We start from the raw sequence: 26,203 nt of genomic DNA on the forward strand, positions 1-26,203 counted from the left end.
CAAGCTCGGCGGCTGGAACGGCTACGCCTCGGCCAAGCCGCCGGGCCCAATCACCTTCTTCAACGGCCTCAAATACTTTCGAGCCGTCGCCGATGGATGGGCTTTGCGAGATATGTATATGCCCTAGACAAGAGGGGGAGATCGGCAAGAGGCCAGCTCTTTCTCCCGATCCGCCGCTTGAGCCAATTGTTTGAGGAAACCCTCACGCCCAGCCAATCTCCCTCCTTGTGGGGGAGATGCCCGGCAGGGCAGAGGGGGTGGTAACTCGGCATGCCGCATTTGTATTTCACCCGTCGCAAACCTATGTTCTCCTCCAGCCTCAAACAGGGAGACGACGAGGAATGTTCGACGCAAAGAAGCTTCTCGACCAGTTCTTGGGTTCGCAGGTGCCGGGTCTCGGCGGTTCGGTCCGCGACAGGGCGGGCGATGCCGTGCAGACGGCCAGGACCAATCCGATGAAGACCGGTGCGATCGCTGCGGTGCTCCTCGGCACCAAGACCGGCCGCAGTATTGCCGGCAATGCACTGGCGATCGGCGGTCTTGCCGCCATCGCCGGCCTCGGCTACCAAGCCTACAAGAATTACCAGGCGGGGCAGGCGCCCGCAGCCCCCTCGGATGCACCTTCGGCAAACAATCCGGTTCTCCTGCCGCCGCCTGCCGAATCCGGTTTCGGACCGACATCGCCCGCCGGCAGCAATGAATTCGTCCTCGTGCTGATCCGCGCGATGATCGCCGCCGCCAAGGCCGACGGCCATATCGACGATGCCGAACGCGCCGTCATCATGGAGAAGGTCAAGGCTGCCGATGTCAGCGGCGAAGCTGCGGCCTTCATCGAGCATGAACTCGCTTCGCCGACAGATATCGATGCGCTCGTTGCCGCCGCGACGACCGAAGAACAGCGCGTCGAGCTCTACACCGCCTCGCGGCTCACCATCGAGCCGGATTCGCGCGCCGAGCGCGGTTATCTCGATTTGCTTGCCGGCCGCCTCGGCCTTGCCGACCAGCTGGTCGACCATATCGAGGCGACGGTGTCGTCGGCCAAGACGACCTTGTCACAGTGACATCTAGGCCGGTTGCCTTTGTCGGGCGGCTGGCCTATCCACTCTTCGGAAAAGAGGAGTGAACATGCGCGATCTTGCAAATTTCAAGGGCTGCCCGGCGCCGAAGCCGGTCACGCTGAAGGGCCGCTTCGTTACCGTCGAGCCCTATCGGCGCGCGGAACATCTTGAGCCGCTGTGGGACGGGCTCGGCGGCATGGGCATCAACCCGCTGCTTCTCTATTTCGCACAGGATGATTTCTCCGGTATCGACGATTTCGCCAACTGGCTGGAAACCGTCAATACCAAGTCCGGCTGGCTCACCCACATCTTCCGCGACAACGCCACCGGCAAGATTGTCGGCATGGCGAATTACATGCGCGCCGACCCGGCAAACGGCGTCGTCGAGATCGGAGGGGTGGCGCACGGGGCCGAGATGAAGCGGTCGCCGCTGTCGACCGAGGCGCATTACCTGATGGCCAAGCACGTCTTCGAGGATCTCGGCTACCGCCGCTACGAATGGAAATGCGACAATAACAACGAGGCGAGCAAGACGACGGCCGCGCGTTACGGCTTCAGCTTCGAAGGGGTCTTCCGCCAGCATATGATCTCCAAGCATCGCAACCGCGACACCGCCTGGTTCTCGATGATCGATGCCGAATGGCCGATGATCAACGATGCCTTCGAAGCATGGCTTTCGCCGGAGAATTTCGACGCCGAGGGCAACCAGATCCGTCGCCTGCAGGATATCCGCGCCGATCTCGAAAAGGAAAGGCTCGTATGAGCCCGGAAAGCCGCTCGCAGGCGACCGCCGCCGGCATCATCCTGCTCAGCGCCGCCCTCGTCATCTATTTCCTGCCGACCATCGTGCTGTGGATCGGCAATTTCTCGCCGACGCTGGCGATCGTCGTCGGCGTCTGCCTGATCATGGCGTTTTTTGCGGTCTTCTGGCTACGGGCACGCTATCAGCGCGGCCGGGGAAAGTAAGTCTCCAGCATTGCGCAATTCCGGACGCAAAACCGCTGCGCACTTTTGCTGGAATTGCTCTAGCCCTGCAGCGAGGCCCCGAGCAGCAGGGCGCCCATCAGAATGACGAGCACGGCCCCGAGGATTTCGATGGCGTTGCCGATCCAGATCGAGGCGGTCGAGCCGCGTCCGGAGAGACGGACGGCTGCACTCTTGGCGGTGACGGCAAGTGTGGCAAGCAGGGAAACGGTGATCGCCGTGCCGAGCGACATGGCGGCGACCGAAAGCACGCCGCCGAGATAGAGCCCGTTCAAGAGCGAGAAGGTCATGACCAGAAGTGCGCCGGAGCAGGGGCGCAGACCAACGGCAACGATAGCCGACCAGGCCTCGCGGGCGCTGAATCTGTCGCCGCCAAGCAGGGCCGGGTCGGGCACATGGGCATTGCCGCAAGTCTCGCAGACCATGCCGGGAACGAAAGTGTGGCCGGCTTCCACAGCCTGCGCCTTGCCGTTGAAGGCATAGGCCTGGCGTTCGACGGCATTGTCCTTCCAGTCGAGCATCATGCTGACCGGGCCGGCAGGCGTCGCCATCAGCCGGCGGCGCGGCATATTGCCCGCCATCGAGCGCAGTTTTCGAAACAGCAGCCAGCCGCCGAACAGGATGACCATGACGAAGCTTGAGATCTCCATTGCGTGGGTCGCCTCCGTCAGCGTGATGCCGGTGCCGCGCAACACCAGCCAGGCGCCGCCGACCAGCGCCACCGCCACCACGCCCTGGATGAAGGCAGAAATGAAGGAAATCACCACGCCGCGCTTCAGCTCGACCTCGTTGGCGATCATGTAGGAGGAGATGACCGCCTTGCCGTGGCCTGGGCCGGCGGCATGGAAGACGCCGTAGGCGAAAGACAGGCCGATCAGCGATGCCAGTTGCCATGGGTCTTGGCGCATTGCCTTCAAGGCGCCGGTCAGTGCCCGATAGAAGGTCTGCTGTTCATAATTCACATAGAGCAAAAGCGGTGCGAGCGGCCCGCCGGTCGGTTGGAAGCTCGGCTCTGCCGTGCCGATGCCGAGCGGCGACTGCGCATGGGCGAGGCTTGCAGCCGTTACCAGCGCAAGGATTGCAGCGGAAAGGATGAGGGACAGGCGTTTCGTCAGCATGTAACCTCCAGCCGGGTGGCGAAGAGTTTGGACATGTTGGTGCCGGTCGGATCGTTGAAGAAAGCGTCCGTCAGCGACTGTTTGTTTTGCGAGATCACCTCGTCGGCATCCGGCCGCACCACCTGATGTTTGCAGGCCTTGAAGCCGTCTCCGACGATCGCCAGCTCGGTGTCGGTGGGAAAATCGATCGAGGTGTAGAGCGTCGGGTCATAGACGCCGAAGGTGAGCCTGCCCTTGAGCGGCATCTTCTCCACCGGCTTCACCGCAAAGAACATCAGCAGCTGGCCATCCTTGTAGTCGACATGGATGATGTCGGGCTTCTGGACGGTGATGTTCTTCCCGTTGATCGTCAGGTTCATGTAGTAATCGTAGTCGGCAAGCGATTGCTTCACCGTCTTTCCGACCTCAGCGAGTTCGTTCGGCTCCAGCTTCAGGTCGGTGTTCTTGTCGAAATCCATGACGACGGAGGAGGAAAAGACCTCGTCGAAGCGCCAGACATTACGCAGTTCCTCGACACTGCCGTCCTTGCCGGCCACGACTTCGAGGCGCGCTTCCACGAAGATGTGCGGATGGGCAAAGGCGGCGGCCGGCGCCAGCGAAAGAAGCGCGGCGATCAGTATCGTCGAATGTTTCATTTATTCCGCTGCTCTGTTCGGTGGCCCTGACTTCTTGCCAGAAATTGGGACGGAATTGGGACGGGCTTCACTGTGGATCCCCGATCGTCGCCGTCCGATCGTCTCAGCCATGTGGATCAACATGGAACCTGTTGTCGCATCATGGGTGCTTCTTGAACCAGTTGTGCAGGTAATCGACGAAGATCCTCACCTTGGCCGGCAGGTAGCGCCGGTGCGGATAGACGGCATAGATGCCGCGGTCGGTGGGGATGTAATCGTTGAACAGCGTAACCAGTTCGCCGCTCTCGATCGGCTTGCGGGCGATGAAATCCGGGATGAAGGCTACGCCGATGCCGGCAAGTGCCGCGCGTAACGTCGCATGCGGGCTGTTCACCTCTATCGGTCCGGAAACGGCGACGGCGAACGAGGTGTTGTCGGGGTTGTGGAAGCGGATGCTCGCCTGGGTGCGCGCATTGGTATCGACGATGAAAGGGACGTTGGAAAGGGCCGTCGGGTGATCGAGATCGGGATAACGCTCGAGAAAATCGGGGGTAGCGCAGATATGGATGCGGAAATCCGAGATCTTGCGGGCGATCATGCCGGAATCCTCGAGTTTGGTGATGCGGATCGCCACGTCGAAGCTTTCCTCGATCAGATCGACGAACCGGTCGTCGGCGGCAATCTCCAGCGTAAGATCCGGGTTCTCCTTGGCGAAATCGATCAGCGACTGGCCGACCTCGGCATCGACGAAGGTGCGCGGCACCGAGATGCGCAGCCGTCCCTTTAGCTGTGCATTGTTCTCACGCACGAGATCGGCGAGGTTGTCGATCTCCTTGAGGATATCGGAAGCGGTGCGATAATAGGTGTGGCCGGCTTCGGTCATGGAGAACTGCCGGGTTGTACGGTTGAGCAGCAGCGCGCCGAGTTCATCCTCCAGTTCACGCACATATTTGGAGAGCAGCGCCTTGGAGCGGCCGGTGCGCCGTGCCGCGGCGGAGAAGCCTTCGGCCTCGACGACATCGATGAAGGCGCGTATGCGGGTCAAGGTATCCATGGCACCCCTCGGGCTGTTTCGGAATGTTGAACAAATTGGCTTGTTTTGTTCAATTATTTTTTTAGCCCAAGGATCAAAAAATCGCTTGATTATGAAGGCGAATATTCTTATTTCCCACTCAGCCCAAAGTCGCACGTGCCCATGGGTGTCCGCCGAACCCTCGAATTGGTGAGGAAATCGGTAAGGTACCTGGAATTAACCCCTCCAGTCGCTATTCCGGCCAACCGGAAAATGCGAGGACGCCTGAAGCAACGACGGTGCGGGCCTTTTTGTTCTCTCCCTGCTTTCCATCAGCGGGGGTTACTGAAGAGGCACACCATCATTGCCGGAAGTGCGGTTGGGATTCTCCCTCCAATCCATGGCAGACAAAGCCGAACTTACACCGCACCGCGGCGTTGGTTCACTATTCGCGCATCGAGCGCTAGCTATGGTTCCGGGGTCTCCACCGGCTGGTTCCAATGCGAGCTATCGTATGCCCTTTGTCCTCCGGTTCATGCCGGAGCTCTGGAATTGGAAGAGGGAATCGATATGACCACCCAGCGCATCCGCGACTTTCTCGCAACCCGACGTCCCGATGGTCCCTGCCTTGTGGTTGACCTCGACGTCGTTCGCGACAATTTCCACGCCTTCCGTCACGCCATGCCGGACAGCGCCATCTATTATGCCGTCAAGGCCAACCCGGCCCCGGAAGTGCTGAAGCTGCTCGCAGGCCTCGGCTCCAATTTCGATTGTGCATCCGTTGCCGAAATCGAAATGGCGCTCGACGCTGGTGCGACCGCCGCCCGTATCTCCTATGGCAACACGATCAAGAAGGAGCGTGACGTTGCCCGCGCGCATGCGCTCGGCGTCAGCCTCTTTGCCGTCGACAGCCATGAGGAAGTCGAGAAGATTTCGCGCGCCGCTCCCGGCGCCCGTGTCTTCTGCCGCGTGCTCACGGATGGCGAAGGCGCCGAATGGCCGCTGTCGCGCAAGTTCGGCTGCGTTCCGCAGATGGCTGTCGACGTTCTCGTCTACGCCCATCAGCTTGGCCTGCAGTCCTATGGCGTCTCGTTTCATGTCGGTTCGCAGATGACCAAGGTCGACGCCTGGGATTCGGCGCTTGCCGATGCCAAGCGCGTCTTCGTATCGCTCGCCAAGCAGGGCATCCACCTGCAGATGGTCAACATGGGCGGCGGCTTCCCGACCAAGTACCTGCGTGACGTACCGTCCGCAGAAGCTTACGGCAAGTCGATCTACCAGGCGCTGCGCACGCATTTCGGCAACCAGATTCCGCAGACGATCATCGAGCCGGGCCGCGGCATGGTCGGCAATGCCGGTGTCATCAAGGCGGAAGTCGTGCTGATTTCGAAGAAGTCGGACAATGACGATGCCCGCTGGGTTTTCCTCGACATCGGCAAGTTCGGCGGTCTCGCCGAGACGATGGACGAAGCCATCCGCTATCCGATCCGCACGGAACACGACGGCGACGAGATGGAGCCCTGCGTCATTGCCGGTCCGACCTGCGATTCGGCCGACGTGCTCTACGAGAAGAACCTCTATCCGCTGCCGATCTCCCTTTCGATCGGCGACGAGGTCCTGATCGAAGGCACCGGCGCCTATACGACGACCTATTCGGCGGTCGCTTTCAACGGTTTCGACCCGCTGAAGGCCTACGTCATCTGAGGTCGTTTCCGCCGGCCCCGTAACCAGCCGGGGCGGCAAATTCACAATTTTCCTTCATCGCCGCTGATAACGGTATTGGGTACGGGAGGCCAAGATGGCCGCTGTTCTTGATTCTGTCCGCGCATTCTTTGCGCCCACCACTTTCACCATCGACGCCGAAAATCCCTCGGATGTCGTTGCTCGTGAAAATCTGCTCGACCGCGTCATGGGCGCGGGTCGCCGCAAGAAGTCGTCGGAGAAGATCCGCCGCAACCGCGTTCCGGCCGAGGGTCTTGCGCTCGTCGCGCGCGATCGCGACGGCCGTGTCATCGGTACGGTGCGGCTCTGGAACATCGAAGCCGGCGTCAATGATGAAGGCACGCCGATCAATGCACTGCTGCTCGGGCCGCTCGCTGTTGCCTCGCAGCATGGCGGCAAGGGCGTCGGTGCGGCATTGATGCGCGCGGCAATCCTCGAAGCGAAGAATCGCGGGCATGGCGCCGTCCTGCTCGTCGGCGATGCGGCCTATTACGAGCGTTTCGGCTTCTTTGCTGAAAAGGCCCGCCATCTCGTCATGCCGGGTCCGTTCGAACGCTCGCGCTTTCTTGCGCTCGAGCTCACCGAAGGCTGGCTCGACGGCGCGGCCGGCATGATCGTCCCCTCGGGACGTCTGCTGGCCAGTGCGCCGGTTCGCCGCGCAGCCTAGAACGGGATTGGGCCGGGTCGGCTTGAAAAGACGCGCGGCGCTGTAAGGCTTGACCGGCCGGCCCGGTTGGGAATTTTTCCCCCGGCTGGTAATATTCGCGCCGTTTAACCACGCAGGCAGGCGGGTCTGGTGTGGTTGCGGATTGTCTTTCTGGCGGATGAAGCAGCGCGGTCGCTAGCTCTCCGACACACGGAAACACAATTGCGTGAAATGGGTCGCCGGCATGCGAACATATTGCGGCGATATCCTATCTTGCGTCAGATGATCCGCCTTCTTTCCCTTCTGCTTTTCTTCTACCTGCCGCTTGCCGCAACGGGGCCGGCGACTGCTCAGAGCACGGCTTCCGGCGTCGGCGGGCTTGGCCCGCGTCTCGATCGCGCGGCGAGCGAACCCGCAATGAGGCCGCTCAAGACGGTGATTGTCGCTCGCGCCGGACGTGTGCTTAGCGAACGTGGGTTTCATGGTCATTCGCCTTCGGAATCGACCAATATCAAATCCGCTTCGAAGTCGATCATTTCGGCGCTGGTCGGTATCGCGATCGACAAAGGCCTGCTGACGGGGCCGGATCAGAAGATCGCGCCGATCCTGAAGGCCGATCTCCCTTTAACGCCCGACCCGCGCATCAACGACATCACTGTCGGTAATCTTCTCTCCATGCAGGCCGGGCTCGATCGCATGTCGGGGCCGAACTACGGCCGCTGGGTGTCCTCGCGCAACTGGGTGCGTTTTGCGCTCTCGCAGCCTTTCGTCGATCAGCCCGGTGGCGAGATGCTTTATTCCACCGCATCCACGCATCTGCTTTCGGCCATTTTGACCAAGGTCAGCGGCCGGTCGACCCTGGCGCTGGCGCGCGAATGGCTCGGCCCGGTCGAGGGTTTCCACATCGGCGCATGGGAGCGTGACCCGCAGGGCATCTATCTCGGCGGCAATCAGATGGCGATGAGCGCTCGGTCGCTGCTTGCCTTCGGCGAACTCTACCGCAACGGCGGCAAGACCGTCGACGGCCGCCAGATCGTCCCCGCCGACTGGATCTCCCAGTCGTGGCAGCAGCGCACAAACTCGCGCTTCTCGGGCGATGAATATGGCTATGGCTGGTTCACGCGACTGATCGGCGGCGAGCAGGTGCATTTCGCCTGGGGTTATGGCGGGCAGATGCTCTACATCGTGCCATCGCTCGATCTCACTGTCGTCATGACTTCGGAAGAGAGCGGCCCGTCTGCCCGGAATGGCTACAGGGACTTGCTGCACGGTCTGTTGGGGGACATTATCGGCACCGTGCGGGCCGCCTGAAGACATGCCGCGTGTCTTTGCAGACGCGTAGAGGACGCTGCAACGCTTGAATCGCTGCATTATGCAGCAGGAAAACCCTGCGATCGTTAAATTCCTAGCGAAGCCATGCCGCGGGCGACGACATGCTGCGGCTTTTCGCCAGCGTTTCGAGAGGCATCATGCGCTCCGACGACCTGCTTGCCCGCCAAGGTGGCGATGAATTCCTGGCGGTACTGAGAAATGTTTCCTGCGAAGATGCGGTGGCGATTGCCGAGCGCATCCGTTTCACTTTCGCCGCTGCCGTCATGCAACTGCCGGATCTGGCCGTCTTTCCAACGCTGAGCACCGGCGTTGCCGCGCGTGCGGAAAGCGGCGGAGATTTGAACGCTGATGCCGAAGGCAGACGAGGCGCTCTATCGTTCGAAGCGCGAAGGCCGCAACCGGCCAGAAGCCTTCTGCGAAAATCAGCAGGCCGCTTAGCGAAAAGGGCCGAACTCTTTATCTCGGAGCGATCCTAGATGTTCTGGTCCATCGTCTCGGCCGGGATTTCATCGGCGCGATGGATGCGTACGACGGCGGCTGGCACGCCGGCGACCGTGCAATGCTCGGGCACCGATTTCAGCACGACGCTGCCGGCGGCGACTTTGCTGAAGGCGCCGATTTCGATATTGCCGAGGATCTTGGCGCCGGCGCCGATCATAACGCCGTGGCGAATCTTCGGGTGGCGGTCGCCGGTCTCCTTGCCGGTGCCGCCGAGCGTGACGTTCTGCAGGATCGAAACTTCATCCTCGATGACAGCCGTTTCGCCGATGACGATGCCCGAACCGTGGTCGAGCATGATGGACGCGCCGATCCGCGCCGCCGGATGGATATCCGGGCCGAAGACCAGCGAAACGAGATTGGCGAGCCAGCTGGCGATCTCCGGACGGCCGGCGACCCAGAGCGCATGGGCGATGCGGTGCGTCTGCAGCGCATGAAAGCCCTTGAGGTTGAGAAGCGCGTGCAGAAATGTGGTGCAGGCCGGATCGCGTTCGCGCACGGCAACGAGATCGGCCTCGACCTTTCGCATGATGTCTGCGGTCAATGTGGACCGGATGAGATCAAACAGATCACCCGTCTCCACCTGCGCAACGGAGAGCCGCGCGGCCAGCACGCGGGCGATGATCTCATCATTGCCGGCAGTGTCCGTTACCTCAGCGGCAAGCAGCCGCTGCAATATCGGCTCGCGTGCGGCGAGCTCGGCCGCCTCGGCGCGGATCACGGTCCAGACCGATGCATCGCCCAAAGGCCGCGGCCGTTGCTCGGTCAAACCGAGGCCGGTCGATTTTGACATTCCCGTTTCCTCCGTCAGCCAGGGCGGCGCGCAAGGCGCGTCCTGCGTGCGTTTCATGTTTCGCCTGGGCAAGGTATTTGGCAGCCCTGATTCAGTCTAGCCGTCCGACGATTGCAGGTCCGGTGTCAGCTTCGGAAGCCGGCGCCAGTGATAGAGCACATCGGGCTCCCGTTCTTCGTTGTCGGCGCCATCGGTCTCCTCCTCGGCGGCAAAACCGTGCCGTTCGTAGAAAGCGCGAGCGCCCGCATTACGCTGGAACGTCCAGAGCCTGATCTCGTCCATCTCCTCCTTGGCGCAGCCGAGGAGTGAAGAGCCGATGCCCATGCCCTGGAAATCGGGGAGAACGTAAAGCTGCTCTATCCAGTTGTCGCCATAGGCGATGACACCGACGAGCCGGTTGCCCATGGCTGCGCCGAGGATCGAGCAATTCGGCAGCAGATGCATGCGCCAGTACTGCTCCCCTTCCTCGGGCGTATGCACATTCGGCAGCCTGGGCAGCCGCTGCCACAGGGCAACACGTCTGATATCGGCTGCGGCTTGCATGTGGTCGGCCGTCAGCGTCACGATTTCAGGTTTCGCCAGGGCGTCGTCCATTGCCGGCAGCGGGGCTCAGGCCGAAATATCGATGACGCCGCAGTCGCCGGCTTCGGAGCCGAAGGCGAGCAGCTTGCCGTTTTTGCTCCAGCTCATCGCCGTGATCGCGCCCTTACCAGGTCGGCGCAGCAGCGCTTCCTTGCTGTCGGCGATGCGCACGGCCAGAATCATGCCGTCGATGAAGCCGATGGCGAGGATGTCCTCGAGCGGATGGAATTTCACCGCGGTGGCCATGATATTGGCGCGAGTGCCGAGCTCCAGCGGCGCCTTGCCCATCGGCCCGTCCTTGCCCTGGAAGGGCCAGACGATTGCCGCAGGCGCGCCTGAAGACGCGAGCCACTTGCCCTTGACCGACCAGGAGAGTGATTTCACCTTGGAGGGGTAGCCGGTCATGCGCATATGGCGGGCCTCGGTCCCGGGCTTGATGTCGAGCTTCCAGCCGTGCAGTGCGTTTTCCTGCATCGAGGTGACGAGGAAATTACCATCCGGCGAGAAGGTGACGCCGGTATGCGCACCCTTCCATTCCAGATCGACCGGCTTGGCGTTCATGCCGATCCAATGCAGCGACACGCCGTTGTAGCGCGCCGCCGCGATGCGCAGGCCCTTCGGTGCAAAGGCAAGGCCTTCGACCGTGCGCTCCTCGGGGAATTCCTTGGTCGTGCCATCGGCCAGGCGCACGAGCGCACTCTTGCCGTAGGAATAGGCAACGGCACCCTGAGGCCCGGCTGCGACCTGCGAAATCCACTTGCGCGGCGCGGTCGCGATTTCGCTGACGCTGCCGTCGGCGGCAATGCGCAGTACCTTGCCATCCTCGCCGCCTGAGATCAGGCTCTCGCTGTAGGGGTCGCGGATGGCGGTGAGCATGCCCTGGTGGGCTTCGGAAACCCTGTCGCCGCCATCCAGCCGGTGGAATGTACCGTTTGCGCTTGCGAAGAAGGGAACATCACCTAAAAATTCGACGGCCAGAACGTGGCCGTCGAGATCAAGCGGTGCAACTGTCGGCATCAGGCGGCTGCCCCGCAGGCCTTGAAGGAGGCTTCGAGCTTCTCGCGGTCGAGTTCGCGGCCGATAAAGACGAGACGGCTCTCGTGCTTCTCGTCTTCCTTCCAGGGCCGCTGGTGATCACCCTCGATGATCATGTGCACGCCCTGAACGACGTAACGCTCGGGATCGTCCTTGAAGGCGATGATGCCCTTGAGGCGCAGAATATTCGGCCCCTGCGTCTGGGTGATCTTCTGGATCCACGGGAAGAAGCGCTCCGGATTCATCTCGCCGCCGCGCAGCGACACCGACTGCACCGTTACATCGTGGATCGCCGACATTGCGCCATGGTTATGGGCGCCATGGTTATGGGCGCCATGGTGATGATGGTCGTGATGACCGTGATGATCATGGTCATGGTCATGATGGTCATGATCGCAATCGGGGCCGCAGACATGGTCATCGTGGCCGTGCTCAAGGAAATGCGGATCGTTTTCGAGCGCGCGTTCCAGGTTGAAGGCGCCCTGATCGAGCACGCGGGCGAGGTCGACGCCCGAGCGGCTGGTCTTATAGACGCGGGCGGCCGGGTTGATGGCGCGGACGATATCCTCGATTACGTCAAGTTCTTCCGGGGTCACGAGGTCGCTCTTGTTGATGATGACGACGTCGGCGAAGGCGATCTGGTCTTCGGCCTCGCGGCTGTCCTTCAAGCGCAGCGGCAGGTGCTTGGCATCGACGAGGGCGACGACGGCGTCGAGCTCGGTCTTGGCGCGCACGTCGTCATCCATGAAGAAGGTCTGGGCGACCGGCACCGGATCGGCAAGGCCTGTCGTTTCGACGATGATGCCGTCGAAGCGGCCGGGACGGCGCATCAGGCCTTCGACGACGCGGATCAGGTCGCCGCGCACCGTGCAACAGACACAGCCATTGTTCATCTCGTAGATTTCTTCGTCCGACTCGACGATCAGGTCGTTGTCGATACCGATTTCGCCGAACTCGTTGACGATGACCGCATATTTCTTGCCGTGATTTTCGGAGAGAATGCGGTTGAGCAACGTCGTCTTGCCGGCGCCGAGATAACCGGTGAGCACGGTAACGGGAATAGGCTTCAGGGTGGAGATCGCGTCGGTCATGAGAACCTCTAGGATTAGGCGTGCGGCCGAGCGGCTTGGGATCGGCTGCTTGAACGGTTGGTCTCATATAATGGCTTGAGCGTGGCAGTTCAAAGGGTTTTATAATGTTATAAGATCACATTGTCTGGCCAGTGCAGATGACCGTATTCACCGGAGTTGCGTGACGTCGAATGCATCGACATCGCTCAGCAATTCCACCAGCCCATTTACCGCATGGGCAATCAGCGCCTCACCTTTCTCTGCCGTTGCGGCCGCGGCATTGCCCGCCACACCTTCGGCATTAAGGTCCGACATCTTCCAGCCGAAGGCGTGCGGCCCGTAGGCGCGCAGATGCTTGAAACGCTCGGCGAATTCCGTCTGTCGCGAGGAGAAGTCCGCCGCCTTCGCCATATCGACCTTATCGGGATGAAACGCCAGCATCACCGAGGTCTCGATTTCGCCGCCATGGATTCCGATCGCCTTTTCCTCCGGCGTGACCGCGCCATCCGGCACGCCGAAACGGGTCCAGCTCGTCGCCACCGCCAGCATGGCAAAGCGGACCCGCGCCTCGGTCGCGACGACCGATATGACGGGCGAATTGCCGCCATGGGCGTTCAGCATCACGAATTTGCGGATGCCCTGCTTCGCCAGACCTTCGGCGATGCCGAGCCAGCGGATTACAGCTTCGTCGAACGCAAGCGTCTTCGTTCCTTCAACATCCATATGCTCTATGGAATAGCCGATGGATTCGGCGGGCAGGAAGGTGACCGGCAGGCCGGCGGGCAAGGCTATCTTCAATCGCCCGGCGATGCCTTCGGCAATCAGAGTGTCGGTTTCGAAGGGCAGGTGGGGGCCGTGCTGTTCATGTGCACCGAGCGGCAACACGGCGATCGGATGACGCCCGTCAGGTGCAAAGGCCGGACTGCTGTCCTCGAAGCGCGGCGAAGGTGTCATCATCCGGTCGTTGCCTCTTGTTTATGACGAGATCCTGGGCAATGTCATATCGCAGCGGCGTCGGGGCTTAAAGATCAAAGGGATGGCTATGGGAAAGAAGCACAAGGACGGCAAAAAGAACAAGTCCAAGAAGAAGGACCAGACCGAGTATACGCTGGTCGATCTCTCCCCGGCTCTGACCCAGGCGGCGCGTTCCATGCGGACGGTGCTCTCGCGCAACCTGCTTGAAAGCGGCCTCTATGCCGGCCAGGATGGTGTCATCCTCTCGCTTGCCGAAAGTGACGGCATGACGGCAGGCGGCCTTGCCCAGAAGCTCGGCGTCAAGGCGCCGACGATGACGCGCACGATCGGCCGCATGGAGGCGCAGGGCTTTCTCGAGCGCAAGCCCGATGCCGAGGATGCACGCCTGACCAAGGTCTATCTCACCGACCTCGGCCGAGGCAGCGTGCAGGGGATCGAGATGGCGGCTTCGGCCTGCGACAGGCTGGCGACGCAAGAGTTCTCCGAGAAGGAAATCCGCAATCTGGTCCGCCTGCTGAAGGCGATCGATGCCAATCTGCAAGCCGAAGCCATTCCTGTCGAAGAACCGGACGAAGACTGAAATTTCCCGAAAGACGAATTGCTTCCACCGATTAAATCTTTTAATTAAACATTTTAAGGGCCGCGCCGGTTTGACGGCGGGGTCTTGTCGCTTGCGTGCTGCCTGGAGGAGGACACGTGGTCCAGAAGATCAAGCTTTCGACAATCGCCGAAACGCTCGGCATTTCAACTGCGACCGTATCGCTTGCCTTACGCGACAGTCCGCTCGTTGCCGGCAATACCAGGGAGAAGATCAAGGAACAGGCGCGCGCGCTCGGCTATATCTACAATCGCCGTGCCGCCAGCCTCCGTACCTCGCGCTCCGGCATCATCGGCGTCGTCGTGCACGACATCATGAACCCCTTCTATGGCGAGATCCTGAAGGCGATCGAAAGCGAACTCGACCGCAGCCGCCACACCTTCATCCTTTCCAACCATTACGACAATGTCGAAAAGCAGCGCACATTTATCGAGACGCTGCTGCAGCTCGGCGGTGACGGCGTCATCATGTCGCCGGCGATCGGTACGCCGCCTGAGGACGTGCAGCTGGCGGAAGAGAACGGCATGCCGGCGATCCTGGTCGCCCGCTCGATGGAAGGGCAGGACCTGCCGACCTATCGCGGCGACGACAGCTACGGCATCTCGCTTGCCACCAACCACCTGATCGGCCTTGGCCACCGCTCGATCGCCATGATCGGCGGCACGGACCAGACATCCACCGGCCGCGATCGCTACCAGGGCTATCTCAATTCGCTGCGCAAGGCCGGCATCGAGGTCGATCCGAACCTGCGCATTCCCGGTCCGCGCTCGAAACAGGGCGGTTTCGAGGCTGCAGTGCATTTCCTTTCGCTACCGCAGAAGCCGACCGCAGCCGTGTGCTGGAACGATCTCGTGGCGATCGGCCTGATGAACGGCATTGCGCGCGCCGGCCTCGTGCCGGGGGGCGATATCTCCGTCACCGGCTACGACGATCTCGAGGAGGCCTCGATCGCTACGCCGGCGCTGACGACCGTCTGGAACGGTCAGGCCGAGGTCGGGCGCCTGGCCGCCAGGGCGCTGCTCGATCGTCTTGCCGGCAGCCATGAGCCTGACGGCATGCATCTGATCAAGCCGGAAATGCGCATCCGCCAGTCCACCAGTCCCCATCGGCCCCGCGCCTGAACCAAGACCGCCATCCAAGAGGAAAGCCATGTCCCGCATCGCCATTCTCGTTCCTGGGAAGATACACGAGCGTGTTCTCGAAAGGTTGAAGGATCGTTTTGAGATTATTGCCGTCGCACGCGAGGAGAAGCTTGCGCTGGACAGCGAGACCGCCGGCCGCATCCGCGGCGTCGCCGTTTCCGGCTCTTTCCCGGGCGCCTGGATGGAGCAGCTGCCGCATGCTGAAGTGATCGCCAATTTCGGGGTTGGTTATGACGGCATCGATGTGAAACACGCCGCCGAGAAAGGCATCGTCGTCACCAATACGCCTGATGTGCTGAATGACGAGGTCGCCGATACGGCGATCGGCCTGTTGCTGAATACGGTCCGCGAATTGCCGCGGGCCGAAGCCTGGCTGCGCGCGGGCAATTGGAAGCCGGGCACGGCCTATCCGCTGTCGCGCTTCTCGCTCAAGGGCCGGCATGTCGGGCTTTATGGCCTTGGCCGCATCGGGCTCGAAATCGCCAAGCGGCTGGAGCCGTTCAAGGTGAAGATCAGTTATCACACGCGTTCACGCCATGCCGATGTGTCCTACGATTATCACGCGACGTTGAAGGGGCTGGCGGAAGCGGTGGATACGCTGATCGCCATCGTTCCGAAGACGGCGCAGACGCACAAGACGATCGATGCCGATATTCTGGCAGCACTCGGCCCTGACGGCATCCTCGTCAATGTCGGCCGCGGCTGGACGGTGGACGAGGAGGCGCTCAGTGCCGCGCTTGCTTCGGGCGCGCTCGGTGCTGCCGGTCTGGACGTCTTCTATGAAGAGCCCGCGGTGCCGGCCGACCTGTTTGAGCCGACCAATGCCGTACTGCTGCCGCACGTCGCCTCCGCGTCCGTGCCGACACGCAACGCGATGGCCGATCTCGTCGCCGACAATCTCATCGCCTGGTTCGAGAAGGGTGCGGCGCTGACGCCGGTGCCGGAGACGCCGCAGAAGGTTTAGGTGGTTGGCGCGGCGGACGGTAGTTACCGAGTAACAGGCATAGCGCTTCGCGGGCGCCGCGCCGTCATGCGATCGCCTGTGCTGACATGAACGGTAGCTTGGCCGCGGCATAGCTGCGGACGGCGTCGCCGAAGGCGGCGAACAACTGGTTCGAAGACTTGTCGGTTTCAGCCCAATATTCCGGATGCCATTGCACGCCGACGGCAAAGGCCTTGGCGTCGATGACGGAAACGGCCTCCACCGTGCCATCCTCGGCGATCGCTTCCACCTGCAGGCCCGGGGCGGTCCTGGCGATTGCCTGGCGATGCAGTGAATTCACGCGGATCTCGCCCGGGCCGAGAATGCCTGCGATGCAGGAGCCTTCCTTGACATGGACAGTCTGGCGAATGGCGTACATGCCGTCCCGATCGACACCTTCCGGCCGGCGATGGTCCCAGTTGCCGGGCTGCTCCTGGATCTCGCTTGCCAGCGAGCCGCCGAGGGCGACATTCAGCTCCTGGATGCCGCGGCAGATGGCGAGGAGCGGGATGGCGCGGTCGATGGCGCGGCGGATGAGCGGCAGGCTGGTGGCGTCGCGGGCGGGATCGAAGGGGCCGTCCTTGTCATTCGCCTCAGCACCGTAGTGCGAGGGATGCACGTTGCTGGCCGAACCGGAAACCAGCAGCCCGTCGACGCGATCGAGAATCGCGTCGGTATCGTAGCCTTCCTCGAAAGCGGGGATCATGAAGGCCATGACCCCGGATGCGTTCAATGCGGCGCGCAGATATTGATGCTGTACGGCATGCCAGGTCGCGCCGTCGAAGCTGCGGATATCGGCAGGAATGGCAACGATCGGTTTCGTCATATCAGCCCCGGTCAAAATCTTTCTTCTCGTCGTTTCTTCCGCCTGAACGGCCGCCAAGTCAACGCTTGGCTGTATCAGGCGGCCAAATTGCGACGGAAGAGGCACCCCGCCTTTCCGGTTTACCGCTAAGCCGCTGATTCTGATGGATACGTGCGCGTTGCCTTATTGCCGTCTTGATGCCAAAGGCTAATAGACTAAAGCTTGAACCGCGGCTTGCGCCATGCTTAGCTTTGCCCTTGCTGCGGGTAGGGGTGAGATTGGCCGCGCAGTGTCATCTATTTGGGAGGTTTTTGATGGATCGTCGTTCGTTTTTCAAGAAGGCGGGAACCGCCAGCGTCGGTGCGGTCGCCGCAACGGCATTGGCAGCGCCTGCGATCGCGCAAGAGAATCCGAAGATCGCGTGGCGCATGACGTCGTCGTTTCCGAAGAGCTTGGATACGATCTATGGCGGCGCCGAGGATATTGCCAAGCATGTTGCCGCCGCGACAGACGGCAATTTCACGATCCAGCCCTTCGCTGCCGGTGAAATCGTCCCCGGCCTGCAGGCCGTCGATGCCGTCGCCGCCGGTACGGTCGAAGCAGCCCACACCACCTCCTATTATTTCGTCGGCAAGGACCCGACCTATGCCATCGGAACGGCCATTCCGTTCGGGCTGAACAGCCGACTGACCAATGCCTGGTACTATGAAGGCAACGGCAATAAGCTGATGAACGAGTTTTATGCCACACAGGGCATGTATGCGCTGCCGGCCGGCAACACCGGTGCGCAGATGGGCGGCTGGTTCCGCAAGGAAATCAACACGCTCGATGACCTCAAGGGCGTCAAGATGCGCATTGCCGGCCTCGCCGGTCGCGTCATGGAGAAGGTCGGCGTCATCCCGCAGCAGATCGCTGGCGGCGACATCTATCCGGCGCTGGAAAAAGGCACGATCGATGCGGCGGAATTCGTCGGTCCCTATGACGACCTGAAGCTCGGCTTCCACAAGGTGGCGAAGTACTACTATTATCCGGGCTGGTGGGAAGGTGGCCCGACGGTGCATGGGTTCTTCAATCTCGAAAAGTGGAGCAGCCTGCCCAAGCATTATCAGGCAGCGCTGACCGACGCCTGCGCTTTCGCCAACACCAACATGCTGGCGAAGTACGACACGAAGAACCCGACCGCACTGAAGCAGCTTGTGGCGGAAGGCGCGACGTTGCGCCCGTTCAGCCAGGAGATCATGGAGGCCTGCTTCCAGGCGGCGACGGGCATCTATAGCGAAATCTCGGGCACGAACCAGTATTTCAAGAAGATCTACGACGACCAGGCCGCCTTCAAACGGGACGCCTATCTCTGGATGCAGCTTTCGGAATACACCTTCGATACGTTCATGATGATCCAGCAGCGGGCCGGAAAGCTTTAAGGCTTTCCGCCGTCGACGCTTTAGACGCGTGTAATACCAAAACCCCGGATTTCCGTCCGGGGTTTTGCTTTTTGCTGGACTATTTGGCCGGTGGCGGCGGTGCTCCCGGCAGGCCGTTCAGGGGCGGCAGGCTCAGGCCGGGGATCTGCGGTGAGCCATTGCCGCCGCCGCCCATCGGCGGCAGGCCGAGCTGGCCGCCGAAGCCCGGGATTTCGATCTTGATCGAGTTCGGGTCGACCTTCGGGCCGTGATCCAGCCAATAGGTTACCGATTGCGGCCAGAAGATCACGATCGCCACCAGGATCAGCTGCATGCCGACCCAGGGAAGCGCGCCCATGTAGATATCCGAGGTCTTGACGTCCTTGCTGGCGATCGAACGCAGGTAGAAGAGCGCGAAGCCGAAAGGCGGGTGCATGAAGCTCGTCTGCATGTTGACGCAGATCAGCACGCCGAACCAGATCAGGTCGATGCCGAGGCTGGAGGCGACGGGTGCGAGCATCGGGATGACAATGAAGGCGATCTCGAAAAAATCAAGGAAGAAGGCGAGCACGAAGATGAAGATGTTGACGAAGATCAGGAAGCCGACCGGGCCGCCTGGTATGCCCGTCAGCATGTGCTCGATCCAGCGCGAGCCATCCATGCCCTGGAAAACCAGGCTGAAACAGGTGGAGCCGATCAGGATCATCACCACCATGGATGTGATGTGCGTGGTCGATGCCATGGCCTCGCGGATCAGCGGCCAGGTGAGGCGACGGTTCATGGCGGCGAGCAGCATGGCGCCGACGACGCCGAGCGCTCCTGCCTCCGTCGGTGTCGCGAGGCCCATGAAGATCGTGCCGAGCACGAGGAAGATCAGCACGATCGAAGGCACCATGCCCATCAGCACCTTCACGAGCAGCGCCCAATTGAAATCGCCACGCACCTCCTTCGGCAGCGGCGGCATCGATTTCGGCCGGACGATCGACATCACCAGGATGAAGAGCACGAAGATCGCCACCTGCAGAATCGAGGGGCCGATCGCGCCGAGATACATGTCACCGACCGACCTGCCGAGCTGGTCGGCAAGAACGACGAGCACGAGCGAGGGCGGGATGACTTGGGTGATCGTGCCCGAGGCGGCGATGACGCCGGTGGCAAGGCGCGGATTATAGCCATAGCGCAGCATGATCGGCAGCGAGATCACCCCCATGGTGATGACGGAGGCGGCCACCGTGCCGGTGATCGCGCCGAGCACGGCGCCGACGAGGATGACGGCATAGGCAAGGCCGCCGGGTATGCCGCCGAAGAGCTTACCGGTGCCTTCGAGCAGGTCTTCGGCCAGCCCGCAGCGCTCCAGCACTGCACCCATGAAGGTGAAGAAGGGAATGGCGAGCAGGAGGTCGTTGGAAAGAATGCCGAAGAAGCGCAGCGGCAGAGCCTGCAGGAAGACCTCGCCGAAATGGCCGGTGGCGATGCCGATGATGGCGAAGAACAGGCCAACGGCGGCGAGCGAAAAGGCGACCGGAAAGCCGTAGAGCATGAAGATGACCATGCCCAGGAACATGGCCGGCGGGATGATGCCGAAATCAAACAAATCCGTTTCTCCGAGCCCGCGTTACTGCAGCGGCTTTTCGTATTTCGTGTCGATGCTGATATGGCCGGTGAGCGCTGCGATCCGCTTGACCAGTTCCGAGAGGCCTTGAAGGGAGAGCAACGCGAAGCCGGCGACGAGGATGAGCTTGACGGGCCAGCGGATCAGCCCACCAGCATTGCCCGATATTTCCCCCTGGTGGAAGGAGAGCGCGAAGAAGGGCCAGCACAGCCAGGTGAGATAGACGCATGCGGGAAGGAGGAAGAGGATGAGGCCGACGATGTCGATCCAGATCTTCGCCTTATCGGAAACCGAACCATAGATCAGGTCGACGCGGACATGCTCGTTGTTGCGCAGCGCATGCGAGGCGCCGAGCATGACGACGAAGGCGAAGAGATACCACTGGATCTCCAGCCAGCCGTTCGAACTGTAGTTGAAGGCGTAGCGGACGAGGGCGTTTCCGGCGCTGATCAGACAGCAGAACAGCACCATATATTCGGCAAGTTTGCCCATGAACTGACTGATCGAGTCGATCAGCCGACTGGCGGCCAGAAATACCGACATTCGCCTCCCCTTGTTCTTGTCCTGCCGGTTTTCCGACAGTTTTTCCCTCTTGCAATCGATGTAGACCACGGCCTTTGAAATTGGAAGGATAAATGCCTCGCGTTGGAGTATGGTCTTAGACGCATCGGCCGGTCCGTAGAGCCGTCAACTATTTCAACAACCCAAGCGTGGATAAATTATTTCAATAATCTCGCCGGTAGGCTGCATTAACGCGCGTAGGCTGTGCGGTTCACGCTATGGTTTTAGAAAATTTGACCAAATGTTTGATTCCATTGAAATCAATTTTTAAAGGGTTGGGCTTAGAATTCCCGCGCACAGGGAAAGTGTGGATGAAGCCAGATAACCCGAACAGGGTCCCTATTGATGTGTATCTGTCGTTTGTGAGTTCCCTTTCCGGGAACCGCATGACGCTGCTTGTTGGCGTGATCGTCCATGTCGCGACGTGCCTTGCAGTGGCTGCCAAGACGCAGTACTCCATCTACATCCTGCTGTCGGTCGCCTTCCTTCTGGTCTTCGGCGCTCGCATGGCCATCTTCCGGCAGTTCGATCGTGTCGACAAGCAGAGCCTGTCGCACGCCGGAATCGAGCGTTGGGAGCGGATTCTCGTTGCCAGTGGAGCCTGCACCACCGCGCTCCTTGGCATCGCCAGCGGCTACGCCATCTTCGTCGTCCACGATTCCTTTGCGGAGCTTGCCTGCATTTCCGTCACCATGGCGACCATGGTTTCCGTCGTCGGCCGCAACTACGGCTCGCGCTTCGCAGTCGACCTCCAGACCTTCTTCTGCTGCCTGCCGATGATCGTCTGCAGCCTGCTGGCGATGGACTTCTATCGCGGCGTGCTGTCGATCTTCCTCATTCCTTTCTGGCTGACGACGCGGGCCATGGCCAATGGCGTGCGCGAGTTCCTCTATGAGAACGTCATCGCACGCCGGGAAATCACCATCATCGCCGACCGGTTCGATACGGCGCTCAACAACATGCCGCACGGCCTGGTCATGGTCGATGCCGAGAACCGCATCCAGGTGGTCAATCGCAAGGCCTGCGAACTTCTGAAGATCGGCGCGCCGGAGCGGCTGAAGGATCGGGACCTCGGCGCCGTGCTGCGCTATGGCGCGCGCTACAGCTTCATGGACGCCTCGCAGCCGGAGCTCATTCTGCGCCAGCTCACCCAGGTGGCAGAGGGTAATCTGTCGCGCACGCTCATTCATTTTCCCGAGGGCCTGTCGCTCGAATTCTCCGCCAGCCGAAGGGCCGACGGCGGCGCTGTGCTGATCTTCGAGGACGTGTCGAGCCGGGTGAAGGCAGAGCAGAAGATCATGCACATGGTCCGCTTCGATGCGCTGACCGGCCTGCCGAACCGCCAATATTTCGGGCAGCTGGTGCAGGAGTATCTCGCCAAACATCAAAGGAAGTCCGGGCCGCTCGGCTTCATGGTTCTCGATATCGACGAATTCAAACATGTCAACGACATGCGCGGCCACGTTACGGGCGACCACCTGCTCTGCGCCATCGCCGCCCGCATCAAGCAGGCCTCCGGCAACGCCATCCTCGGCCGGTTGATGGGAGACCAGTTCATCCTGTTCTTCCCACATGCGAAGGAGCAGGCTTCGCTCGACGTCGAAATCCGCCGCGTGCACGCTGCAATCCAGGGCAATTACGCGGTCGACGAACTGACCTTCCTCGTTTCGCTCAGCGCCGGTTACGCGATTCTCGAAAGTACCGCGTTTGCGATGGATGAATGGAGCGTCAAAGCGGATCTGGCGCTGTTCGAAAGCAAGTCGCGCTTCAAGGGCGGCATATCAGGCTTCGAGCGGGAGATGGATGGCCGCTATATCGAGCAGCAGAGGCTGAAGGCGGATCTGCGCGAGGCGGTTTCGGCGCAGGCGCTGCATCTCGCCTTCCAGCCGATGTTCCGGGCCGACGGCTCGCGGATCGAGTGCGCCGAGGCCTTGGCGCGCTGGGTGCATCCGGAGAGGGGCTCGATCCCGCCCGACGTCTTCATCCGGCTCGCCGAGGATATGGGCATCATCTCCGACATTACCCGTTTCGTCCTGTTCAAAGCGTGCAGCGAATGCATGAACTGGCCGGAGCATATCGCCGTCTCGGTCAACCTCTCGGCGCGGGACCTGCGCGATGCCGATATTCTCTTTGTGGTCGCCGAAGCGCTTGCCCATTCCGGCCTCGACGCGGCGCGGCTGCATCTTGAAGTCACCGAGAGCTGCCTGATCGACGAGCCGGCGGCCGTGCGCGCCATCCTGGCGGAGCTCAGATCCCGGGGCATCACCATCGCCATCGACGATTTCGGCACCGGCTTCTCCAGCCTCAGCTATCTCGACACGCTGCCGCTCGATATCGTCAAGATCGACCGCTCCTTCGTGCGCAACATCGTCGAGGATGGGCGCCGCCTCAAGCTCTTGCGCGGCACGGTCAATCTCGCCCGCGAACTGGGCCTGAAGATCGTCATCGAGGGTGTGGAGACCGAGGAGCAGCTGACGCTGCTCAACAAGCACCGTAGTGCCGATCTGGTGCAGGGTTACGTTTTCTCGCAGCCGGTCCCTTCCCAGAATATCAGGCTGCTGCAAGAGGGCATCGGCCGCCGCACCGTCCAGCGCCGCCGCAACAAGGTCGCTTGAGCCGCCTGCAAGTGACTGGTTATCCAACCGAAAATCTTGCGCCCCGTTAACCTTAATAGTTTAAATTCAACGCAAACTCGTAGATTTTCTTGCCTATGTGTCGCTGGCATATGATTAATGATCCGTTAACGAGCGGATCGAGAGAATGTCAGACACACTTTTTACGCGTGGCGATTTCAGCAGGAAAATACTGGAAATTCTGGATCACGTCGAATATCGCCGTGTCGAAAGCGGTGAAGACATGGAGGAAGTGGAGCGGCTGCGCTACAAGGCCTACAAGGCCCGTGACGCGCTGTCGCTTGCCCCGGAAGGCCTATTGGACGATGTCGACTTCGACAGCCATGCCTATATCTTCGGCCTCTACTATTATGGCGAACTGGTCAGTACGATTCGAATTCACTATGTGACGCCGGAGCATCGTATCAGCCGGTCCGGAGAAGCCTTTCCCGAGGCGATGGATGAGCTTTTGGACGCCGGGCTAACCTTGATCGACCCGGCGCGGTTCGCGGCCGATCCGGAGTTCACCGCCGAGATGCCATGGGTTCCCTATCTGACGTTGAGACCCGCCATCGTTGCGGCAGCGCATTTCCGGGCGGACCGCGTTATTCAGTCCGTCCGGCCCCCGCATGCCGCCTTCTACAAGCGGGTCTTCTATGCCGATACCATCGTGCCCGGCCGACTGGCGGAGAGTTACGGGGTCGACGTGACGCTGATGGCGACGAATGTGATCGAGGTCGGGCGCAAGCTGTTGACGCGCTATCCCTTTTTCATCTCCAGCGCCAGCGAGCAGCGCATGATGTTTTCACGCAATCCCAACGATACGCTGCCGCCGCTCACCATCATTCCGACGGCGCGTTTCGTGCCGCCAGGCGAACTCGGCACCGATCTGCCGCTGTGATCTGCCTTGCCCCGAGGGGGAGACGACGTGGCGACGGAAGCAGGCAAAATCAGCCGTCCTTCAGGGCCCGTTCCGGGGCTTTGAGGTGACGGTTGCCACGTGCGCCTGCGGCATTCTCATGCATTGCGCTTTCGCCTGTCATTGTGTAATCCCTGCAGGCAGGGATTTCCCTCGCCTAGAGGGAAATTAGGCAGCGCAGAGGCATATCAGGGAGACGATATTTATGGCCGAACATCATACCGGACCGGTCGAGACCGGCGCGCCAATGGATTACAAAGAACATGAAAAGACCTACGACATGTTCATCGCCAGCGCGAAATACGGCTCGATGCTCCTCATCGTCCTCCTGCTTGCGATGACCGCCGGTTTCTTCGGCGGCGCCGGCCTTCTCGGTGGCCTCTTCGTCTTCATCATTCTTCTCGCCGCCGGCATCTTCCTGTTCCGCTGATCGCGTAGAATCAGAGGGTCAGAGCGTTCTTTGTGCGTCCGAAAGGACGCACGGCGCTCTGAGGGGAGGGGAGACTTCTCCGAAGCTTTGTGAATGAGGTGCTTGGCCCGCGCAGGTGAGCCTGTGGCGGTCTGGCTGACCCGGAGGAGGGGCAGTTGGGCAATATCGTTTTCGTTGCAAGGGAAATCACGGGCGAGGAGACGCGTGTCGCCGCCTCCGCCGAGACCGTGAAGAAGATGAAGAACTTCGGCTTCGACGTCGTCGTCGAAGCCGGTGCCGGTGCGGCTTCGCGCATTCCAGACGGGGAGTTCGAGGCCGCGGGCGCCAGGATCGGCAGTTTTGCGGATGCAGCCTCCGCCGATGTGGTGTTGAAAGTGCGCCGGCCCAACGGATCGGAAATCTCCGGCTATAAAAGCGGCGCCGTGATCATCGCCATCATGGATCCCTACGGCAATGACGAAGCGATCGCGGCACTGGCAAGTGCCGGGCTTTCGGCCTTCGCGATGGAACTGATGCCGCGCATTACCCGCGCCCAGTCCATGGACGTGCTGTCGTCCCAGGCCAATCTCGCCGGTTACCAGGCCGTCATCGAGGCTGCAGCGGTCTATGACCGCGCCATGCCGATGATGATGACGGCGGCTGGTACCGTGCCGGCCGCCAAGGTCTTCGTCATGGGCGCTGGCGTCGCAGGTCTTCAGGCGATCGCGACCGCACGGCGTCTCGGCGCGGCGGTCTCGGCCACCGATGTTCGCCCCGCGGCCAAGGAGCAGATCGCCTCGCTCGGCGCCAAGTTCATCGCCATCGAGGACGAGGAGTTCAAGGCGGCGGAAACGACCGGCGGTTATGCCAAGGAAATGTCCGCCGACTATCAGGCGAAACAGGCGGCTCTGGTTGCCGAACACATAGCCAAGCAGGATATCGTCATCACCACCGCGCTGATCCCCGGTCGTGCGGCGCCGCGGCTCGTTTCGCAGGCCATGCTCGCCTCGATGAAATCAGGGGCGGTCGCCGTCGATCTCGCAGTCGAACGCGGCGGCAATATCGAGGGCGTCGTCCCCGGCGAGATCGCCGATGTCGAAGGCGTCAGGGTCATCGGTTTCGCCAACATGCCGGGCCGGGTTGCGGCCAGCGCCTCGGCGCTCTACGCCAAGAACCTCGTCACCTTCCTCGAAACCATGGTCAACAAGGAAACCCGGAGCGTCGTCGTCAATCTCGACGACGAGCTCGTCAAGGCGACGATGCTGACCTATGCCGGCGACGTCGTTCATCCCGCCTTCGGCGGCGCGAAGAAGGGAGACCTCTGATGGCCAGTGAAGCAATGGACAAAGCGCTGGAGCAGCTCGATCAGGCGGTGACCGCCGTGATCACGGCGGCGGCCCAGGCGCCGGAAGCGGCAAGCGCTGCGACCGGCGGGGCGATCGATCCCTTCGTTTTCCAGCTTGCCATCTTCGTATTGTCGATCTTCGTCGGCTATTACGTCGTGTGGTCGGTGACGCCGGCGCTGCATACGCCGCTGATGGCCGTCACCAATGCGATCTCCTCCGTCATCGTCGTCGGCGCGCTTCTGGCGGTCGGCATTTCGACCAGCGGGCTTGCGACCGGCTTCGGTTTCGTCGCCCTCGTACTCGTGTCGGTGAACATCTTCGGCGGTTTCCTCGTCACGCAGCGGATGCTTTCGATGTACCGCAAGAAGGACCGGTAAG

Annotated in this window: 26 protein-coding genes and 1 pseudogene; 16 read left to right on the plus strand and 11 right to left on the minus strand. The window is 61.4% G+C overall.

From position 1 onward, the window contains the following. Positions 1–341: 341 nt before the first annotated feature. From ACIPSK_RS26630 to ACIPSK_RS26640, 3 genes are all read left to right on the plus strand, one after another. A complete protein-coding gene (locus tag ACIPSK_RS26630) occupies positions 342–1,061 on the plus strand; it encodes a tellurite resistance TerB family protein (RefSeq protein WP_162116928.1) in 720 nt (239 codons plus the stop codon). A 64-nt stretch (positions 1,062–1,125) separates the two neighbouring features. Then, positions 1,126–1,821: a GNAT family N-acetyltransferase gene (locus ACIPSK_RS26635; protein WP_162116929.1), complete on the plus strand. Its 696-nt coding sequence runs from the start codon at positions 1,126–1,128 to the stop codon at positions 1,819–1,821. Continuing rightward, positions 1,818–2,024, plus strand: a complete 207-nt coding sequence (locus tag ACIPSK_RS26640) for a hypothetical protein (protein ID WP_017967931.1) — start codon at positions 1,818–1,820, stop codon at positions 2,022–2,024. Before ACIPSK_RS26635 ends, ACIPSK_RS26640 begins: the two co-directional genes overlap by 4 nt. A 59-nt stretch (positions 2,025–2,083) precedes the next feature. Here the strand turns inward: ACIPSK_RS26640 and ACIPSK_RS26645 are convergent, their stop codons facing one another. The 3 genes from ACIPSK_RS26645 to ACIPSK_RS26655 all read right to left on the minus strand — a co-directional run bounded on the left by ACIPSK_RS26645 (position 2,084) and on the right by ACIPSK_RS26655 (position 4,828). Further along, a complete protein-coding gene (locus ACIPSK_RS26645) occupies positions 2,084–3,160 on the minus strand; it encodes a nickel/cobalt transporter (protein WP_017967930.1) in 1,077 nt (358 codons plus the stop codon). Next, positions 3,154–3,795 (minus strand): DUF1007 family protein, encoded by a 642-nt coding sequence (locus ACIPSK_RS26650; protein ID WP_162116930.1) that lies wholly within the window; start codon positions 3,793–3,795, stop codon positions 3,154–3,156. Before ACIPSK_RS26650 ends, ACIPSK_RS26645 begins: the two co-directional genes overlap by 7 nt. A gap of 139 nt (positions 3,796–3,934) precedes the next feature. Beyond that, positions 3,935–4,828, minus strand: coding sequence for a LysR family transcriptional regulator (locus tag ACIPSK_RS26655; protein WP_017967928.1), 894 nt, complete (start codon positions 4,826–4,828; stop codon positions 3,935–3,937). A 528-nt stretch (positions 4,829–5,356) separates the two neighbouring features. Between ACIPSK_RS26655 and odc2 the strand changes: the two genes are divergently transcribed. The 4 genes and pseudogenes from odc2 to ACIPSK_RS26675 form a co-directional block, all read left to right on the plus strand. Continuing rightward, positions 5,357–6,490 carry an ornithine/lysine decarboxylase gene (gene odc2, locus ACIPSK_RS26660; RefSeq protein WP_017967927.1) on the plus strand — a complete coding sequence of 378 codons (1,134 nt, stop codon included), beginning with the start codon at positions 5,357–5,359 and terminating at the stop codon, positions 6,488–6,490. A 94-nt stretch (positions 6,491–6,584) separates the two neighbouring features. Beyond that, entirely contained in the window at positions 6,585–7,175 is a 591-nt protein-coding gene (locus ACIPSK_RS26665; protein ID WP_162116931.1) for a GNAT family N-acetyltransferase, read from the plus strand. Between the two features lie 261 nt (positions 7,176–7,436). After that, positions 7,437–8,465, plus strand: coding sequence for a serine hydrolase domain-containing protein (locus ACIPSK_RS26670; protein WP_162117025.1), 1,029 nt, complete (start codon positions 7,437–7,439; stop codon positions 8,463–8,465). 104 nt (positions 8,466–8,569) lie between these two features. After that, a pseudogene (locus tag ACIPSK_RS26675) lies at positions 8,570–8,924 on the plus strand (GGDEF domain-containing protein); the annotation flags it as partial. 34 nt (positions 8,925–8,958) lie between these two features. Here ACIPSK_RS26675 and cysE read toward each other — a convergent pair. The 5 genes from cysE to ACIPSK_RS26700 all read right to left on the minus strand — a co-directional run bounded on the left by cysE (position 8,959) and on the right by ACIPSK_RS26700 (position 13,421). Further along, a complete protein-coding gene (gene cysE / locus ACIPSK_RS26680) occupies positions 8,959–9,777 on the minus strand; it encodes a serine O-acetyltransferase (RefSeq protein ID WP_162116932.1) in 819 nt (272 codons plus the stop codon). A 96-nt stretch (positions 9,778–9,873) separates the two neighbouring features. Further along, positions 9,874–10,371 (minus strand): GNAT family N-acetyltransferase, encoded by a 498-nt coding sequence (locus ACIPSK_RS26685; RefSeq protein ID WP_162116933.1) that lies wholly within the window; start codon positions 10,369–10,371, stop codon positions 9,874–9,876. A 15-nt stretch (positions 10,372–10,386) separates the two neighbouring features. Beyond that, positions 10,387–11,376: a WD40 repeat domain-containing protein gene (locus ACIPSK_RS26690; RefSeq protein ID WP_018072749.1), complete on the minus strand. Its 990-nt coding sequence runs from the start codon at positions 11,374–11,376 to the stop codon at positions 10,387–10,389. Then, a complete protein-coding gene (locus tag ACIPSK_RS26695; protein WP_162116934.1) occupies positions 11,376–12,485 on the minus strand; it encodes a CobW family GTP-binding protein in 1,110 nt (369 codons plus the stop codon). Before ACIPSK_RS26695 ends, ACIPSK_RS26690 begins: the two co-directional genes overlap by 1 nt. A 147-nt stretch (positions 12,486–12,632) precedes the next feature. Then, positions 12,633–13,421 carry a creatininase family protein gene (locus ACIPSK_RS26700; RefSeq protein WP_162116935.1) on the minus strand — a complete coding sequence of 263 codons (789 nt, stop codon included), beginning with the start codon at positions 13,419–13,421 and terminating at the stop codon, positions 12,633–12,635. A gap of 85 nt (positions 13,422–13,506) precedes the next feature. On the opposite strand from ACIPSK_RS26700, the gene ACIPSK_RS26705 reads away from it, so the two are divergent. The 3 genes from ACIPSK_RS26705 to ACIPSK_RS26715 all read left to right on the plus strand — a co-directional run bounded on the left by ACIPSK_RS26705 (position 13,507) and on the right by ACIPSK_RS26715 (position 16,143). Continuing rightward, positions 13,507–14,019: a MarR family winged helix-turn-helix transcriptional regulator gene (locus ACIPSK_RS26705; protein WP_017967919.1), complete on the plus strand. Its 513-nt coding sequence runs from the start codon at positions 13,507–13,509 to the stop codon at positions 14,017–14,019. A 116-nt stretch (positions 14,020–14,135) separates the two neighbouring features. Then, positions 14,136–15,158, plus strand: coding sequence for a substrate-binding domain-containing protein (locus ACIPSK_RS26710; protein WP_162116936.1), 1,023 nt, complete (start codon positions 14,136–14,138; stop codon positions 15,156–15,158). A 28-nt stretch (positions 15,159–15,186) separates the two neighbouring features. Further along, positions 15,187–16,143 (plus strand): 2-hydroxyacid dehydrogenase, encoded by a 957-nt coding sequence (locus ACIPSK_RS26715; RefSeq protein WP_446533056.1) that lies wholly within the window; start codon positions 15,187–15,189, stop codon positions 16,141–16,143. 64 nt (positions 16,144–16,207) lie between these two features. Here ACIPSK_RS26715 and ACIPSK_RS26720 read toward each other — a convergent pair whose 3' ends face one another. After that, positions 16,208–16,987, minus strand: coding sequence for a gamma-glutamyl-gamma-aminobutyrate hydrolase family protein (locus tag ACIPSK_RS26720; RefSeq protein WP_017967916.1), 780 nt, complete (start codon positions 16,985–16,987; stop codon positions 16,208–16,210). Between the two features lie 293 nt (positions 16,988–17,280). On the opposite strand from ACIPSK_RS26720, the gene ACIPSK_RS26725 reads away from it, so the two are divergent. Continuing rightward, on the plus strand, positions 17,281–18,387 hold the full coding sequence (locus ACIPSK_RS26725) for a TRAP transporter substrate-binding protein (RefSeq protein ID WP_162116939.1): 1,107 nt from the start codon (positions 17,281–17,283) through the stop codon (positions 18,385–18,387). A 79-nt stretch (positions 18,388–18,466) separates the two neighbouring features. On the opposite strand, the gene ACIPSK_RS26730 is transcribed toward ACIPSK_RS26725, so the two are convergent. After that, positions 18,467–19,960 (minus strand): TRAP transporter large permease, encoded by a 1,494-nt coding sequence (locus ACIPSK_RS26730; RefSeq protein WP_162116940.1) that lies wholly within the window; start codon positions 19,958–19,960, stop codon positions 18,467–18,469. 21 nt (positions 19,961–19,981) lie between these two features. After that, positions 19,982–20,521 carry a TRAP transporter small permease subunit gene (locus ACIPSK_RS26735; RefSeq protein ID WP_162116941.1) on the minus strand — a complete coding sequence of 180 codons (540 nt, stop codon included), beginning with the start codon at positions 20,519–20,521 and terminating at the stop codon, positions 19,982–19,984. Positions 20,522–20,850: 329 nt separating this feature from the next. On the opposite strand from ACIPSK_RS26735, the gene ACIPSK_RS26740 reads away from it, so the two are divergent. The 5 genes from ACIPSK_RS26740 (at position 20,851) to ACIPSK_RS26760 (ending at position 26,202) form a co-directional block, all read left to right on the plus strand. Next, positions 20,851–23,154: a putative bifunctional diguanylate cyclase/phosphodiesterase gene (locus tag ACIPSK_RS26740; protein WP_162116942.1), complete on the plus strand. Its 2,304-nt coding sequence runs from the start codon at positions 20,851–20,853 to the stop codon at positions 23,152–23,154. A 145-nt stretch (positions 23,155–23,299) separates the two neighbouring features. Further along, positions 23,300–24,052, plus strand: coding sequence for an N-acyl amino acid synthase FeeM domain-containing protein (locus ACIPSK_RS26745; RefSeq protein ID WP_017967911.1), 753 nt, complete (start codon positions 23,300–23,302; stop codon positions 24,050–24,052). Positions 24,053–24,275: 223 nt separating this feature from the next. Further along, positions 24,276–24,500: an aa3-type cytochrome c oxidase subunit IV gene (locus tag ACIPSK_RS26750; RefSeq protein ID WP_003552834.1), complete on the plus strand. Its 225-nt coding sequence runs from the start codon at positions 24,276–24,278 to the stop codon at positions 24,498–24,500. Between the two features lie 155 nt (positions 24,501–24,655). After that, positions 24,656–25,804, plus strand: a complete 1,149-nt coding sequence (locus ACIPSK_RS26755; protein ID WP_162116943.1) for a Re/Si-specific NAD(P)(+) transhydrogenase subunit alpha — start codon at positions 24,656–24,658, stop codon at positions 25,802–25,804. Further along, the gene (locus tag ACIPSK_RS26760) at positions 25,804–26,202 is read left to right on the plus strand and encodes a proton-translocating transhydrogenase family protein (protein WP_017967908.1); all 399 of its coding nucleotides are present in this window, start codon (positions 25,804–25,806) and stop codon (positions 26,200–26,202) included. Before ACIPSK_RS26755 ends, ACIPSK_RS26760 begins: the two co-directional genes overlap by 1 nt. Position 26,203 lies beyond the last annotated feature (1 nt).

It is taken from the genome of Rhizobium sp. LARHSG275, from assembly GCF_052871115.1.